This window comes from Trichothermofontia sp. (assembly GCF_053493415.1).
The window spans coordinates 1-16,259 of sequence record NZ_JBRCAD010000073.1; the positions used below are offsets into that span (position 1 = coordinate 1).

A 16,259-nucleotide genomic window follows, 5' to 3' on the forward strand; every position below is an offset into this window, starting at 1 on the left:
ACAAGTTTCGCTATTTGCAACTAGAACTCAGCCGTCGCTGTTCGCTCGTCCATTGGAGCTACGATTTGCTTCCAGAAACGCTTGTATGACTCTCGCACCCTCAAGTGTAAAGTTTTATATCTGGATTCAACACTTCTGCCCCAATTTGTCATCACCGATGAGAAAAAACTCCGGCAGGTGTTGCTCAATCTCCTCACGAATGCCATCAAGTTTACGCAAGTTGGGGGCATTACGCTTCAGGCAACAGCCCCAGCCAGCGAAACCCCCGTGCCCCCCCCCATCGGCCCGACCGTAACCATCGCGCCCTTGACTGCGCCGCCGATCGTGCTGCAATTCGTGATTGCTGATACGGGACCTGGCATTGCCCCCACGGAGTTGGATACGATTTTTGACGCATTTGTCCAGGCGGAGGCGGGCCGGAAGGCCAGTAGTGGGACGGGGCTAGGGCTAGCGATTAGCCGCAAGTTGTTGGAACTTATGGGCGGAGAGATTACCGTCAGCAGTACCCTGGGGGTTGGCAGTACCTTTACGATTCGTCTCCCGGTCTATCCCACCATAGGGACAACCGCAGAGCCATCGTTTGATCAACGGGTCGTGATTGGGCTGCAACCGGGCCAACCCCATCGACGGGTGCTGGTGGTGGATGATCAACTGGAAAATCGCCAACTGATGGTGCGTATTTTGTCCCAACTCGGTTTAGCGGTTCGGGAAGCCACGAATGGCCAAGAGGCGGTTCAACTATGGCGCGACTGGCAACCGGATCTCATCTGGATGGATATTCGGATGCCGATCCTGGATGGCTATGAGGCCACCAAGCAAATTCGGGCACTGGAGGGCGAACCCACGAGTGTGATTATTGCCCTGACGGCCCAGGCTTCCCAGAGCGATCGCACCTTGGCCTTGGCGGCGGGGTGTAATGACTACATTAGCAAACCATTCCGTGAGACAACCCTATTCCTTAAAATGGCAGAGCATTTAGGACTAGAGTATCTCTATGCCGAGTCAAACCGGGAGGCCAGCACCGTCACCCCCTCTGACCATAACCCAGAAGACCGATTGGTCGATAACGCCCTAATGTTCAACTTGGCAGCCCTGTCTGCCAGCGATTTGTGCGATTTGGAGGCGGCTGCCATCCGTGGTGATGATCGTGCGATCGTGGCGATCGCGGCCCAACTCCCACCTGCGGTCGCCCACATCGCAACACAGGTAACCGCCCTAGCCGAGCAATACCAGTTTGAGCAGATTCTGAAGTTAATTCACGATCGGCCATCTAACTAAGGTTTTAAATGCTTAATTGAAGTTCTAGGTTAGTCAAAGTGATATGTTAACCCTGCCAACGGCATCTATTAATATTCTCATTGTGGATGATACACCCGATAATCTACGGTTATTGGCTAAGATGCTGGAGGCCCAAGGGTATGTTGTGCGCAAATCTCTAAATGGTCGGATGGCCCTGCAATCAGCCCACCGCGATCCCCCCGATCTGATTTTGCTCGATATCAATATGCCGGATATGAATGGCTATGAGGTCTGTCAGCAATTGAAGGCATCAGCCATTACCCAAAAAATTCCCATTATTTTCATTAGCGCCCTCGATCAGATCAATAGTAAATTACAAGCCTTTGAAAGTGGTGGGCAGGACTATATTACAAAGCCCTTCCAAGAGCTAGAGGTGCTGGCGCGGGTCAGGAGTCAATTGTTGATTCAAGAACAACAACGCCAATTGCGCCAACAAAATCAACAACTTGAACAAGCCATTCAAGTACGAGAAAAGGCAGAGGCCGAAATTCGTCATCTAAATGCAGACTTAGAGCGCCGGGTTAAGGCACGCACCCTTGAAATTCAGCAAGCTTTAGCGTTTGAAGCGACTCTAAAGCGCATTTCCGATCAAGTTCGTGATTGTTTGAACTCTCAGGAAATTTTGCAACGAGCAGTGGAAGAACTGATGCTTGCCCTTGCTTTAGACTGTTGTAATGCCGTTTTCTATGATTCAGATTTTTCCAAAAATCGAATTTACTTTCAGGCAATTTCTCCCGATATTGCGGCTCAATCGACCAATGCCTTTGATGTGGGTGACGTACCAGAAGTTTATGAGCAATTGCACCACCAAAAGGTTTGTTTTGCCTTTTGTCAATTACCATCATTATCCCAACAGCATGAAGCATCGATCCTGGTTTGTCCTATTTTTGACGATCAGGTCGATCAACTGGGTATTCTAGGAGAGCTTTGGCTTTTCAAACGGAATTATTCTAGTTTTGGTGAAATGGAAATAAACCTGGCACAACAGGTAGCTAATCAATGCGCGATCGCCCTACGACAAGCCAAACTTTATGAAGCTGCCCAAGCCCAAGTGACGGAATTACAACGCCTACACCAACTCAAGGATGATTTTCTCAGTACGATTTCCCACGAACTCCGCTCACCGATCGCCAGCATGAAAATGGTGATCCAATTATTAAGTAACCTGACCCAACAGGAACAGGGGCTACTCGAACAAATCGCGGCTAGTGCGGCCCAACGGGATAAGGTCGAACAGTATCTCAAGATTTTGCGTGAGGAGTGCGATCGGGAACTGCTGCTCATCGAAGACTTGCTCAGTCTGAAATATATTGAAGCGGGCACCTTTGCTGAGCAACCCACCCAAGTCAACTGTCAAGCACTCCTGACCCATCTGGTCAGCACCTTCCAACCCCGTGCCCATCGCCAGGGACAACAACTTCAGGCGCAGATTGCCGATGATCTACCTATCGTGAATTGCGATCTGATCGTGCTCAATCGCATCCTGACTGAGCTATTGACCAATGCCTGTAAGTATACACCCAGGGGCGAGACCATTACGGTTACGACGCAACGGGTCCCGTTTGATCCCCTGGTAGCAACCTCAACCTCATCGCTACAAATTGCCATTACCAATACGGGGGTGGAAATTCCTGCCGCTGAACTGGGGCATATTTTCGATAAATTCTACCGGATTCCCAGCCAAGATCCCTGGAAGCAAGGCGGAACGGGGTTGGGCTTAACCTTAGTCAAAAAAATGGTGGAACAGATTGGGGGCACAATCCAAGCCACGAGCGCTGATAATCAGACCTGTTTTATGATTGGCTTAACGGTCTAGTACAGCCAACATCAAGTTTCGCCAGGTTTGTCGTAATGACGAAAGTCGTTACGGGTACAAACGTTGCATAATGGGCAATGTGCTGCCCTCGTATTGAGTTGATTGCTTGCCACGCCTAGCTATTACTATTCAAGGAGCCGTGCAAGGGGTTGGCTTTCGCCCGTTTGTTTACCAATTGGCGATCGCGCTAAACCTGCGGGGCTGGGTGAGTAACTCCGCCCAAGGGGTGGATATCGAAGTCCAGGGCACCGCCGATCGCCTCCAGGAATTTGTACAGCGACTTCAGACGGAATCCCCTCCCCATGCCTGGATTCAACGCCTAACGGTTCATGCCCTCGCTGATGCAGATCCCACCACGATCGCTGCCGACTTTACGATTCGCCCCAGTCAATCCGGGCCAAAAACCGCCCTCATCTTGCCCGATCTCGCTACCTGTCCAGCCTGTTTGCGGGAATTATTTGATCCCCACGATCGCCGCTATCGCTATCCCTTTATCAATTGCACCCACTGCGGCCCTCGCTTTAGCATCATCGCGGGACTACCCTACGATCGCGCCCAAACCACCATGCGGGCCTTTACCCAGTGTCCCCAGTGTCAGGCTGAGTATGATAACCCCCACGATCGGCGCTTCCATGCCCAGCCGAATGCCTGCCCCACCTGTGGGCCACAATTGGCCTGGTGGGATCGCACGGGTACTGTTCTTGCCCACGGGGAGGCCGCCCTCCAGGCAGCCGTAACCGCCCTCCAGCAGGGGGCGATCGTTGCTATCAAAGGCTTAGGGGGATTTCACCTCGTGGTCGATGCGCAGCAAGCCACCGCTGTGCAACACCTGCGACAGCGTAAACAACGTCCCGATAAACCCTTGGCCCTGATGTATCCCTCCCTAGCCGCCGTGCAGCGGGATTGTCAGGTGTCTCCCCTCGAAGCCCGTCTGCTAGAGTCTCCAGCCGCACCGATCGTCCTCCTGCGTCGCCGGGAGAAGAACGATCACCCCAGAGCGGCCCCCCCCCAGCAATGGAGAGACTGGCAGGATACAGAGCCAGATCCACCCGCTCCTGACCAGATGCCCCCGATCGCCCCTGGGGTGGCACCGGGGAATCCCTACCTGGGCATCATGCTGCCCTACACGCCGCTCCACCATTTGCTCATGGCTGATTTACAAAGGCCGATCGTCGCCACCAGTGGCAATCGGAGGAGTGAACCGATCTGTTTTGACGAACATGAGGCCGTGAGACGTTTGGGCGAGCTAGCGGATTACTTTCTGGTGCATAACCGCCCCATCCTGCGGCCTGTGGATGACGCGATCGTCCGGGTCGTTGCCGATCGCGCACTGATGCTACGACGGGCACGGGGATATGCCCCCCTGCCGCTCCCCCTACTGGGCAAGACAGTTGGAGCCGTGACAGCCGAGACGGCTAGCCCACCAGCGGCGATTGAAGCTGTGGCAGTCGCATCTGTGACAGCCGAGACGGCTAGCCCACCAGCGGCGATTGGGCTGGCGTTGGGGGCCGATCACAAAAATACGGTAGCCCTGGCCTTGGGGTCCCAGGTTTTTCTCAGCCAACACCTGGGGGATTTGCAAAACGTTGCCACCCTCACCAGTCAACAACAGGCGATCGCGACCCTCACCCAACTCTATGACACCCAACCCGCCTGGATTGCCTGCGATCTCCATCCGGACTATGTTTCAACCCAGGTTGCCCAGCAGCTAGCCCAGCCCCAACAACGCTTGATCCGGGTCCAGCACCACCATGCCCATATCGCGGGGTGCTTAGCGGAAAATCACTTGACCGGTCCGGTGTTAGGGGTTGCTTGGGATGGGACGGGGTATGGTCCCGATGGCACGATCTGGGGGGGCGAATTTCTCATCGCCGATCACGCCACCTATCAACGCGTCGGCTACCTGCGCCCCTTTGGCCTACCGGGGGGAGAGATCGCCGTGCGCGAACCCCGCCGTAGTGCGATCGGGCTACTCTATGAAGTATGGGGCGATACCCTCTTTACCGACGATACGGCCCAATCCCTGGCCCCCCTACGCACATTTACTCATCGAGAACGGACAATTTTGTGCCAAATGTTACGAAATCAGATCAATACCCCACGGACCTCGAGTGTAGGCCGTCTGTTTGATGCCATTGCCGCGATCGTGGATTTATGCCAAACCGCCACCTTCGAGGGACAGGCCGGGATGGCGGTCGAGTTTGCAGCAATGATGATGGCTGGGAACGGGGGAGAACGGTGCCATTCAAACTTCAAAATTCAAACTTCAAAATTGCCTGGGTTGGCTGAACCGGAGCAGACGAAGTCGAAGAGACTGGAGGCACCCACAATTCTAGGGGCACCGCTTTGGGTGGTGGATTGGGAACCGTGGTTGCGAGAGGTGCTGACTGATTGGCAATCAGGGCAGTTGGGCGGCGCGATCGCCCCCCTGATCGCCACCCGACTACACGCCGCCCTCACAGGGGCGATCGTCGCGGTGGCAGAACGGGTTGGGCTGGAGGCAGTGGTGTTATCGGGGGGCTGTTTTCAGAATCGCGTGTTGACGGAAGGCGCGATCGCAGCTTTGCGGCAGGCGGGCTTCCGGCCCTATTGGCACCAATGGATTCCCCCCAATGATGGTGGGATTGCCTGGGGGCAAGCGGTCATTAGTATGGCTCAGCTAGTACTATAAGGGTAGCCCCCACGATGGCCTTGTTACATCCTATACATTTCGTGATGGATTTCCCTGTGTAAGACTGGGTGTGAAGAGGGGACGATTCGGTCAATTCAAAATTCAAAATTCAAAATTGTAAAGTTTCAAACACCTAACCTGTTTGCATGAACCAACCGATTAAACGTCGTCAGGCTTCGCCAGAATCTTTGAGTGCCGAGGAGACGGGGACGCCAGTTGCCACGCCATTGGCCTCGTTGACCTGGGGTAGTGAGTCGCTACAATTACTGTTCGAGCGATCGATGACGCCTTGGTTACTCATTGATGGGGCGGGGATAGTGGCGGCAGCGAATGGGGCGGTGGCGGCGCGGTTAGGCCGCTCGATCGCTAACTTGATCGGGCTTCCGATCGGGGCGTTGGCCCCGGCCTGTCAAACCCTGTTAACGCTGGATTGGTCTCGTTTAGCAGTCCTTCTTCAGGGCGAGGCGGCATGGCTGGGCACTTCCTCAGGCGGAATTCTGAACACCGAACCGATCGCCTATCAGGTGATCCCCCAGTTTTTGCCGGGTTATGCCCTACTAGAGTTACAAGGACCACCCTCTGGGACGGTGGCCATCCTGCCTGGACATATGGAAGACCCGTTGGCCACCTTACAAAAGCTTGCGGATGTGACCTGTGATACGACAGCTTGCGATCAGGACTTGTTGGCGGTGATCACAACGGCGACTGGCTTCCCGATCGGCTTGATCGAACACTACGATCGCCTAGGGCAGCAGATGGTTCTCCTTGATGCCAGAGGCTTACCGTTGCCGCCATCTCCACGGCAGACAACGCCCGTTACCCAAACCCGATCGGGTACGGTTGCCCTCACGGGGCAGCCCCTGGTCCAGTCCTTCCCCCCGGCTGGCCCCCCGCCCGATCCGACTAACTTGCCCGCTCACCTCAGCACCGGGACCTGGATTTGTGTCCCGATGCGGGTCAACCAACAGATTGTCGGCACCCTCAGCCTGGGCCATCCCGATCCGGTACCCGTGGATTTGGTGCTGGTCCAGTGGGTGACCAGTTTGGCTGGTTATGTGGCCGCCATCCGCGATCGCTACCAAACTGAAGTAGCGCTGCGGGAATCGGAGGCGAAGGCACAAGCCCTAGCCACCCAACTGCGGTTGCAAAGTGCGGCCCTCGCGGCGGCAGCGAATGCCATTGTGATTACCGATCGCACCGGGGCGATGCAATGGTGTAACCCGGCCTTTACCCAGCTAACGGGTTATACGTTGCCAGAGGTGATCAACCGGAATACCTGCGAGTTGCTGCAATCCGGCCTGAATCCGCCCTCACTCTATCGTGAACTTTGGCAGACGATCCTGAAGGGTGAGGTGTGGCACGGGGAGCTGATCAACCGCCGTAAGGATCATCGTCTCTATACGGAAGAGATGGCGATCGCCCCCGTCACCGATGAGCAGGGGCAAATTACCCATTTTGTAGCCATTAAGCAAGATGTGAGCGATCGCAAACAGGCAGAGCGCGCCCTGCGCCAGTCGCAGCAACGCTATGAGGATTTGGTCAATTCCCTCGATGGCATCATCTGGGAAGCCGAGGTGGGGGCTGATTATCGCTTTACCTTTGTCAGCCAAACCGCTGCACGCATGCTGGGCTACCCGGTTACGGCCTGGTTAGAAGACCCACACTTTTGGCCTCAACATATTCATCCCAACGATCGCGATTGGGTTTTGGAGCGTTGTCAACGCGTCACCCAAGCAAACCTATCCCACGACTTTGAGTACCGCATGATTACGGTCGATCAGCAGGTACTCTGGTTCCGCAATATCGTCAAGGTTGTGATCACCAGCGGCCAGCCCACCAAGCTGCGGGGCGTGATGATCGATGTGACCGATCGTAAACAGGCGGAACTGAGCTTGCTGAGCCTTCAGGGGCGATTGCAAACTCTACTGGCCACCAGCCCTGCCGTCATTTATGCCCTCAACCCGGATGATTGGCGACAGGTGATTTTCATCAGTGAGAATCTAGAGTCCCTCCTGGGCTATGACCCTGATCGCGTCCTTGCCTATCCGGACCAGTTCTGGGAATGGGTACACCCCGACGATCGCCCTAACCTCAATGCCGCCCTGACTGGCTGGCTGGCGGCGGGGGCCACCACCTGCGTGAGCCATCAGTGTCGCTTCCAAACCGCCAAGGGCCAATGGCGATGGGTCAATAACCAGCTAACCGCTATCCATGATGAAACGGGAGATATCGTTGAATTGGTCGGTTCCCTGACGGATGTCACCAGCCAGGTCGAATCCGATCGTCGCCTGGAACGGATCTCACGGAATATTCCGGGCATGATTTACCAATATCGCCTGCGCACGGATGGCAGTTCCCACTTCCCCTACGCCAGTGAAGGGATTCGCGAGGTCTATGGGGTGACACCAGAACAGGTGCAGGGAGATGCCTCCCCCGTCTTTGCCATCATCCACCCGGGTGACCTGGCCGAGGTGCAGCGCTCCATCCTCTACTCAGCCCAACACCTGACCCTCTGGCATTGTGAATATCGTGTCTATGGACCAACCGGCCAAGTGCGCTGGTTGGAGGGCCGATCGACCCCCCAACAGGAACCCGACGGCAGTGTGCTTTGGCATGGGTATATTACCGACATCACTGAGCGTAAGGCGATCGCCGATCAACAAAGCGCGATCTTGGCGGCGATCCCCGATCTATTGCTACACCTCCGTCGGGATGGCACCTGCATCGAGTGTATTTTGCCCTTTGGCCCCCAGGCAAAGCAGTTTATCCCCATTCAGGCCCATCTCTCCGAAGTCCTGCCACCGGCCTTGCTATCCGAGCAGTTACAGGTGATCGAACAGGCCCTCGCCACGGGTGAGTTGCAGATCCATGAGCACCAGTTCCTCAAACACGGTGCCTTGATCTACGAGGAGGTGCGCGTGGCTGCTATTAACGCCGAAGAGGTCCTAGTCATTGTGCGGGATATTACGGTCCGGAAACAGGCAGAATTAGCCATCCACCACCAGGCAGAGCGGGAACGCTTGATGACTAGAATTACTAACCGTATCCGCCAATCCCTGGATGTGTATGAGGTCCTCAATACCACCGTTTTGGAAGTTCGCCAGTTTCTCCAAACCGATCGGGTGTTGGTCTATCGGCTCCAGCCCGATATCAGCGGGGTCGTGATTGCGGAATCCGTGGGCGCGGGGTGGCTATCCCTTCTGAATCAAACCCTGCATGATCCCTGCTTACAAACGGATACGTGTCGGCAACGGTATATTGAGGGCCATATTCACAACTTTGCCGATCTGGACACCACCGATCTGCCCCTGTGTTATCAACAGATGCTGCGCCAACAGCAGATTCGCGCCAGTCTGGTGCTCCCCATCCTGCAAGGTCGGGAACTCTGGGGGTTTTTGATGGCCCAGCACTGCGCTGCCCCCCGTTACTGGCAAGAAGGGGAAATCAGTCTGCTCCAACAACTGGCTGACCAGGTGGCGATCGCCCTACAACAGTCGGAGCTATATGCCCAGGTTCAACTCCTCAATTCCAGCCTGGAACAACAGGTGCAGGAGCGGACTGCCCAACTGCAACAAAGTCTTTCGTTTGAATCCCTCCTCAAGCGAATTACGGACAAGGTACGGGACAGCCTGGATGAATCCCAGATTTTAAGCAGTACGATTCAGGAATTGGCGACGGAACTTCAGGTTGAATGCTGCGATGCCAGTCTTTACAATGCCGACCATACCCGTGCAACGATCGCCTACGAGTACACCCGCACCCTAACCTCTGCCCTAGGGGCAACCTTCACCCTTGCCGATTCCCCCCATCCCGAACTTTACCCCGCCCTACTGCAAGGGCAGGTTTGCCAGTTCTGTGATCTTGCGCCAACGCCCCTACGCCCTAATCAGTACCAGCTCTCGATTTTAGCTTGCCCGATCGTCGATGATCAGGGGGTATTGGGAGATCTGTGGCTTTTCCGGCGACGGGAGCAAGTCTTTAGTGAACCGGAGATTCGTCTGGTGCAACAAGTGGCCAACCAATGCGCGATCGCCCTGCGCCAATCCCGGCTTTACCAGGCCGCCCAGAGCCAAGTTACGGAACTGGAACGGTTAAATCGACTCAAGGATGACTTCCTGAGTACGGTTTCCCATGAGTTACGGACGCCGATGGCCAATATCAAGATGGCCACCCAGATGCTCGGTTTACTGTTAGGGCTAATCGGGGTGGAAACCACCGATGACGAACAGACTGTGCTCCAGCTTGATGCCCCAAAACGGAGTCGTATTGGCCAATATTTCCAAATTTTGGCCCAGGAATGCCAGCGGGAAATTAGCCTCATCTCGGATTTGCTGGATCTGACCCGTCTGGATGCGGGGAAAATCACCCTACACCCAACCTCCCTGGATCTGTCCATCTGGCTGCCCCGACTCCTTCAGCCATTTCAGGCCCGCACACGCCAACAACGCCAAAGCCTTGATCTGCATCTGGCCGCACCCCTCCCCTCGATTAGGACTGATATTCCTAGCCTGGAACGGATTTTGTCGGAATTGCTACACAATGCCTGTAAGTATACCCCCCCCGATGAAGCCATTACGGTCACTGTCCAAGGGGTGGGGGAATCGCCATCGGCGCAAGTCTCCCCATCCCTTGCAGAGCCAACAGCCCCACCTGTGGCCCTAGCGGCTTCCCTGGCAACTGCGGTGGAAATTGCAGTCAGCAATTCGGGCACCGAAATTCCCGTCGCTGAATACGATCGTATTTTTGAGAAGTTTTATCGTATTCCCCGCCATGATCCCTGGCAACACGGCGGTACCGGATTAGGGCTGGCACTAGTCAAAAAGCTGGTGGAACGGATTGGGGGCACGATCGCGGTCCACAGTGCTCAGCAACAGGTGAATTTTGTGATTACCCTGCCCCTTAACCTGGAAGCGCTGGCCTAGTTTTTGGAGCAACATCGCTGCGGTCGAGGCCGCGATCGCGATCTGACACCCAGCGATCGCCCCCAGCAATCTCAACCTTGGCGCATTTCCGCACAGCCCTGCGCCATACACTAACCTTGGGCCTTGCCCAAGAAGCGCAACCAGTGATCGACACTGACCTTTGCTCCAATCTGCTGGGTTTGTAGCGCCAGATGCCGGGTTGGCTACTCTACGTTACGGGTCTGCGGCTGGGATGCCCGCCCCCAATCAGCCCTCAGGGCGACCAATTGGCTTAAATCTTCCCGCCTCTCGTTGCGGGGGGGTTGCCTTCGGATCTGCCCCGCTTTTCTGCCCGCGTCCCCTTAAGTTTAAGGGATCGACCACTTCCCTTTCACTGGGCCCTAGGATGGCTGGCGATCGGTAACCACACCACGACGGTTGTCCCTGGGGACGGGGGGACTATGGGGGTAGGGTCAGAATCACCCGGATCAGCCGTATCCGGAGAACCCCAGGGCGGTAGGGCTGGACTGAAGACTTCAATATCGCCCTGCATCCGCGTCAACAAATCCCGGACGATCGCTAGCCCCAAGCCCGTGCCCGGAATTGCCGATTGGGCCTGCACACCTCGGTAGTGCCGCTCGAACAAATGGGCCTGATCAGCAGCCGGAATACCGGGGCCCGTGTCGCTGATCGTCAAGCAAAACGAGGTTCGGGAATGGCTGGGAGGGCTATCCGACGGGTTGGGGGGCTGGGGGGCAGCCGGATCGGGATGTGCCCGAACCTCGCCGCTAACCCAGATATGGCCGCCGGGTGGCGTGTATTTGAGGGCATTGTCGAGCACATTGCTGATCACTTCCCGCAGGGCGATCGGGTTGGCCCACACGGACGGCAAAGGAGCGGGCAGGTTAATCCCCAGCCGCAGTTCCCGATCCTGGGCGATCGCTTGGGCTGAATCCAACAAGGGCAGCAAGAGCCGATCGAGGTCACAGGCTTCAAGGGCCAGGGGAGCCGTGCTGGTCAGACTGGCGGCGGGAAGTAATTCTGGGGCGGGGCTAGGGGCCGCCGCTAACTGGGGCAGAGCTGGGGTTGCCGGTGACCAATCCGGATGGGCAGGGCCAGGGAGGGCCGCCGGACCGATGGGCAGATGCACACTGGGGACTGGAATGGTGACGGCCTCATCCAGTTGTTGGGCTAGCTCTTGTAGACGATCGCTTTCTCGCAAAATACTTTGGGCCAAGGTGCGGTTGGGGTCCTCTGGTTGCAGCCGCCGCAGCAAGAGTTTGCCAAAGGTGCGCAGGGCCGTGAGGGGATTGCGAAACTGGTGCAGCAGGGTATCAGTGATATCTTTTTGTTGGGCAAGGCGTTGTTGCTGGTGGTGGTATTGTTCCTGCAACCAGGCATAGCGTTGGTTCAAGGCACAGGCGATCGCGATCGTCTCGGTAATCGGGGTTAGTTTTGCCCGCTCGCGCCCCGACCACGGGCGATCGTCCCGGCCCGTCACCAATAGGCCCAAAACCACCCCCTCATAGACCAACGGCAGGACCAGTTGCTCCGGTGGTAAGGCGCGATCGTCACCGAAGGGTTGGGCTGCCCGGCGATCGGTCTCCGGGTACTCGGCAGTGGGGGGATCGGCGGCTCGGCGATCGCATTTCCAATCCGTATCCTCCCAGTGTGGATCGTCGTCCCCGATCAGGGTTACAGCCTGTGTCGCCTGGGGTAGGGAAAAGGCTGTTTCCGTGGGCCACGCTATCCCTTCTGACCTGAGGACAGGCAGTCGCCGAACAAGGGGACTGGCGCGATCGGGGGTATCGGTATCGGGATAAACCACGATCGGGACTAATTTGGCCTCCCCAGTGTCCAACTGCTCCGTCAGATACACCACGCTGACGGCTGCCCCGAACTGCTCAGCCAAGATCGCCATTTGGGCCTGACAGAGGCGCAGAAAATCGGTATTTGCTGGCTGGATATCAATCATTGCATCATTAGCAAACCAGGGGCACACTGCCCATTGCATGACCTTTAGGGGAATATCTGTCGGGTTGACTCATCAGGATCAGCAACCAGGGTGATGCGCTCCCCCAGGGGCGTCGGTAGGCCATCAATACTAACCCGGTTCTTTTTCTGATGATACTGGGCTAACCCCACTACGCCTTGCTTGGCGGCCCACTTGACCAAGGTATCGCGCTGGCTAACAGGGGCTAACAGGGGCACAGCAAAGCCACAGGAAGTTTGCACCCGATCGATATCTGCCACAATAATTTGCCGCGCGCCCGGCAGGGTCGGGAATTGGGGCAATAGGGTTGGCCACTCTGGCATATCCGGCAGTACCGTGCGCCCCTGACCATATAGCCGCAAAATTTGGGGCGATCCCTGGAAGGCGCAGAACATGAAGGTAATGCGACCATTCTCTCGCAGATGGGCCGAGGTTTCATTGCCACTGCCCGTAAGATCCAGGTAGGCGACGCGGTTAGGACCCAAGACCCGAAAGCTGTCTAACCCCTTGGGCGACAGGTTCACGTGCCCCGTCGCACTCAGGGGGGCCGTGGCCACAAAGAACAAGGGTTGGGCCTCAATAAAGGCCCGCAGGGGGTCAGTGATCTCAGGATGGACCTGCGCCATGAACAACTCCTTGCTGGAAGACGGGGCGATCGGGCACGATCGGGGCACGATCAGGAAGGGCTTGCCTCCAATCCTAAACCGCACGATCAAGTTCCGCCAAACAGATCAGAACAGAAGTCAAACCACCAAGGCGAGGGCCATCGCACAGAGCTAAAAAGGATAGCGCAGGATCGCAGCCAGAGACCCGCCACCGGGGATATCGGCTTGGCGGACCCCAAGGACACGGGCACCGGTCAGCAAAGCCAATCCCGCAATCTCATCTAGGATCTCGTAGCTAGCTGGACAGGCTCCTGCCGCAAAGGTCACCGCCCCATGCTCATCCACCGTACCGGGTAGAACGGCATCAATATCAATCAGCAATTTCTGGATCGCCCCTTGGGTAGCGGCCCGCGCCGCTTGGGCCACATCGGTTGTCGTCCGCTGCTGGCTCTGGCGCTGTTCAAACAATGCCTGCACCTGCGCCAACTCTTGGCGGAACAGGTCATCCAGAACTGTCCGGGCGGCAGCCGCTAACTCCCCGTCAGTCATGGCTTCCGGATTGGTGGTAATCGCGGTGGGGGCCAGGTAGGGATAGGATTGGACTAGCCGATAGATCGATAGCAGTGGCTCGGTTGCAGCCAGGATTAGGGGGGTTTCCCGACCACCCAGGAGATCCCGGAGCGCTTGATCGACGGCGCGGGCATACTGGTTAAGCCGCACCTTCATTCCTTCCGATCCCTGGATGCGCCCGATCGGGGAACGGCCCGCGATCGAGGCTTTACCCACGGCACTGGCGGCATCTTTGGGCAGCCCCGCCACCGTCACTTCAAAGGCCGGGAGATCGGGGAACACCTCAACCACCCGCACACTGTTCTGGGCCAGAGCGAGGACAAAAGCGGATTGGGGGACGGTCATAACGCGCAGGAGCGGCTTGATGTAGAAGCGATCGCTGACCTCGGCAATGGGTTGTAAGCGCGTGGGCAGCCGGAAGGTGCGCAAACGGGTGGGGGTGACAAACAGGGCCAAGCTGTTGGCCTGGGTTGCCCAGAATGCCTCATCGTCGATGACATCCAGCAGTAGTTCCTCGATCGCTTGGACCTCGCGTTTATCGTGTTCGGCCAGTTGCCCCAGGGCTGCGTTGGTTAGGTTCTTCAGGGCAATACGATCGCCTTGGGTATCCTGGGTAATGGGTGAAGTTGGGAGATAAATTGTCACATGGGCCGGTCCACGGGCCTGGATTAAATCGTCAATATCAGCACGGGTGGGTAAATCAACCGGTAGCATCGTACAAAATCCTTATCTTTAATTAATACCAATCGCAATTTGAACCATGACGATTCAACCCCATCAATTGAGAGCGTAATCTGATGGCGCAATACCCTGTAAATAGCTCTTGCAATCACTAACTTTCTATTAAGAAATTGAATGCCAGTCAATTAAAGCTACAGCACTTCCATATTTAGTGAGGTACAGACAAGGGGCTTAAGCCCCTTGTTTACAAGGCTTGACCGTACTTCATTAGGGAGGGAAGGCTGTAGATAGGTCAATTGATTCGGTAGGTTGAGCCGTTGAGTATCGCTATCATCCCGTGAAAAGTGCCGAGGTGCAACCGCAGGACGGATATCCCGCGTATCCTGTGTGTATTCCAGGTGCTCGTTGACTCAAGCTCAGCCATCCCCAACCGGGCTATCTGCGATACCGGCAAACTGCGATCGCCGCCTGGGGATTCTCTATGCCTTGGCTTCCCCTCCAACCCGGTCTCAGCCACCCTGATCCGGTCGGTTAATGACTGCGGGGGAGCACCCTCTATGAGCGCTCCCCACTTGCGGTAAGGTGGGAGTTGAGAGCAGGCTGGCCGTTCTCCCTGTCCCACTGCCGCGCACACGAGGTGCCCCATGCGATCGACCCTTCCCCTCCAGATCTACCTGGACTATAGCGCCACCACTCCGCCCCGCCCGGAGGCGATCGCGGCCATGCAAGCAGCCCTCCGTGACCAGTGGGGCAATCCCTCCAGTTTGCATGTGTGGGGGCAGCGGGCCGCCACGGTCCTGGAGCAGGCCAGAATCCAAGTTGCGGGATTGCTGAATGCCGCGCCAGAGGCGATCGTCTTTACGGCTGGCGGCACAGAAGCCGATAACCTGGCCATTTGGGGCATTGCCCAACATTACCCCACACCGCGCCATTTGATTATTTCCCAGGTGGAACATTCCGCCATTCGGGAACCCGTGCGGCTTTTGGAGGAACGGGGCTGGGAGGTAACGCGCTTACCGGTGAACTCGGAGGGTTGGGTCAATCCCCTTAACCTCCAGTTGGCCCTGCGGCGCGAGACGGTGTTGGTGTCAATCATCTATGGCCAGAGCGAGGTTGGCACCCTCCAGTCGATCGCCGAACTGGGCCGGATCTGCCGCGATCGCGGGGTTCTCTTCCACACCGATGCGGTCCAGGTGGCCGGACGATTGGCGATCGATGTCCAAACTCTCCCGGTGGATCTGCTCTCCCTCTCCAGCCATAAGCTCTACGGTCCCCAGGGGGTGGGTGCCCTCTACGTCCGGCCCGGGTTAGAGTTGGTGCCCCTACTCGCGGGTGGCGGGCAGGAAGGGCAGCGGCGATCGGGGACCCAAGCCGTGGCGGCGATCGCGGGGTTTGGGGTGGCTGCCGAGTTAGCAGCCCAGGAAATGGCGACGGAAACCCCCCGTCTGATGGCCCTGCGCGATCGCCTCTTTGCCCAACTGGCCGATACCCCCCACCTGATTCCCACCGGGGTGCAGGGGAAGGCGCTCCAGGCAGAAGAATGGCGACGGTTACCTCACCATGTCAGTTTTTGTGTCGATCTGGAACAGCCCCTAGCCACAGACCGGGAGCGAATTACGGGCAAAACAATCGTACACCAGATGAATTTGGCCGGGATTGGCATCAGTTCAGGAGCAGCCTGCAACAGTGGGAAAACCCTCCCCAGCCCCACCCTGCTCGCCAT

At 56.9% G+C, this 16,259-nt stretch carries 8 protein-coding genes; 5 read left to right on the plus strand and 3 right to left on the minus strand.

Annotated features, from left to right (window positions below):
- Nucleotides 1-81: 81 nt before the first annotated feature.
- The 4 genes from ACWIUF_RS06215 to ACWIUF_RS06230 all read left to right on the plus strand — a co-directional run bounded on the left by ACWIUF_RS06215 (nt 82) and on the right by ACWIUF_RS06230 (nt 10,708).
- Entirely contained in the window at nt 82-1,278 is a 1,197-nt protein-coding gene (locus tag ACWIUF_RS06215; protein ID WP_448571422.1) for a response regulator, read from the plus strand.
- A 43-nt stretch (nt 1,279-1,321) separates the two neighbouring features.
- Nucleotides 1,322-3,115, plus strand: coding sequence for a response regulator (locus ACWIUF_RS06220; protein ID WP_448571423.1), 1,794 nt, complete (start codon nt 1,322-1,324; stop codon nt 3,113-3,115).
- Between the two features lie 106 nt (nt 3,116-3,221).
- Entirely contained in the window at nt 3,222-5,786 is a 2,565-nt protein-coding gene (locus ACWIUF_RS06225; protein WP_448571424.1) for a carbamoyltransferase HypF, read from the plus strand.
- Nucleotides 5,787-5,932: 146 nt separating this feature from the next.
- Nucleotides 5,933-10,708 (plus strand): PAS domain S-box protein, encoded by a 4,776-nt coding sequence (locus ACWIUF_RS06230; protein ID WP_448571425.1) that lies wholly within the window; start codon nt 5,933-5,935, stop codon nt 10,706-10,708.
- Between the two features lie 370 nt (nt 10,709-11,078).
- Here the strand turns inward: ACWIUF_RS06230 and ACWIUF_RS06235 are convergent, their stop codons facing one another.
- The 3 genes from ACWIUF_RS06235 to ACWIUF_RS06245 form a co-directional block, all read right to left on the minus strand.
- On the minus strand, nt 11,079-12,701 hold the full coding sequence (locus ACWIUF_RS06235) for a GAF domain-containing sensor histidine kinase (protein WP_448571426.1): 1,623 nt from the start codon (nt 12,699-12,701) through the stop codon (nt 11,079-11,081).
- A gap of 5 nt (nt 12,702-12,706) precedes the next feature.
- Nucleotides 12,707-13,390, minus strand: coding sequence for a pyridoxamine 5'-phosphate oxidase family protein (locus tag ACWIUF_RS06240; RefSeq protein WP_448571427.1), 684 nt, complete (start codon nt 13,388-13,390; stop codon nt 12,707-12,709).
- 66 nt (nt 13,391-13,456) lie between these two features.
- Nucleotides 13,457-14,569, minus strand: coding sequence for a baeRF11 domain-containing protein (locus tag ACWIUF_RS06245; protein ID WP_448571428.1), 1,113 nt, complete (start codon nt 14,567-14,569; stop codon nt 13,457-13,459).
- A gap of 611 nt (nt 14,570-15,180) precedes the next feature.
- On the opposite strand from ACWIUF_RS06245, the gene ACWIUF_RS06250 reads away from it, so the two are divergent.
- Nucleotides 15,181-16,259 (plus strand): cysteine desulfurase family protein (locus ACWIUF_RS06250; protein ID WP_448571429.1); only part of this gene is annotated, 1,079 nt, incomplete at its 3' end.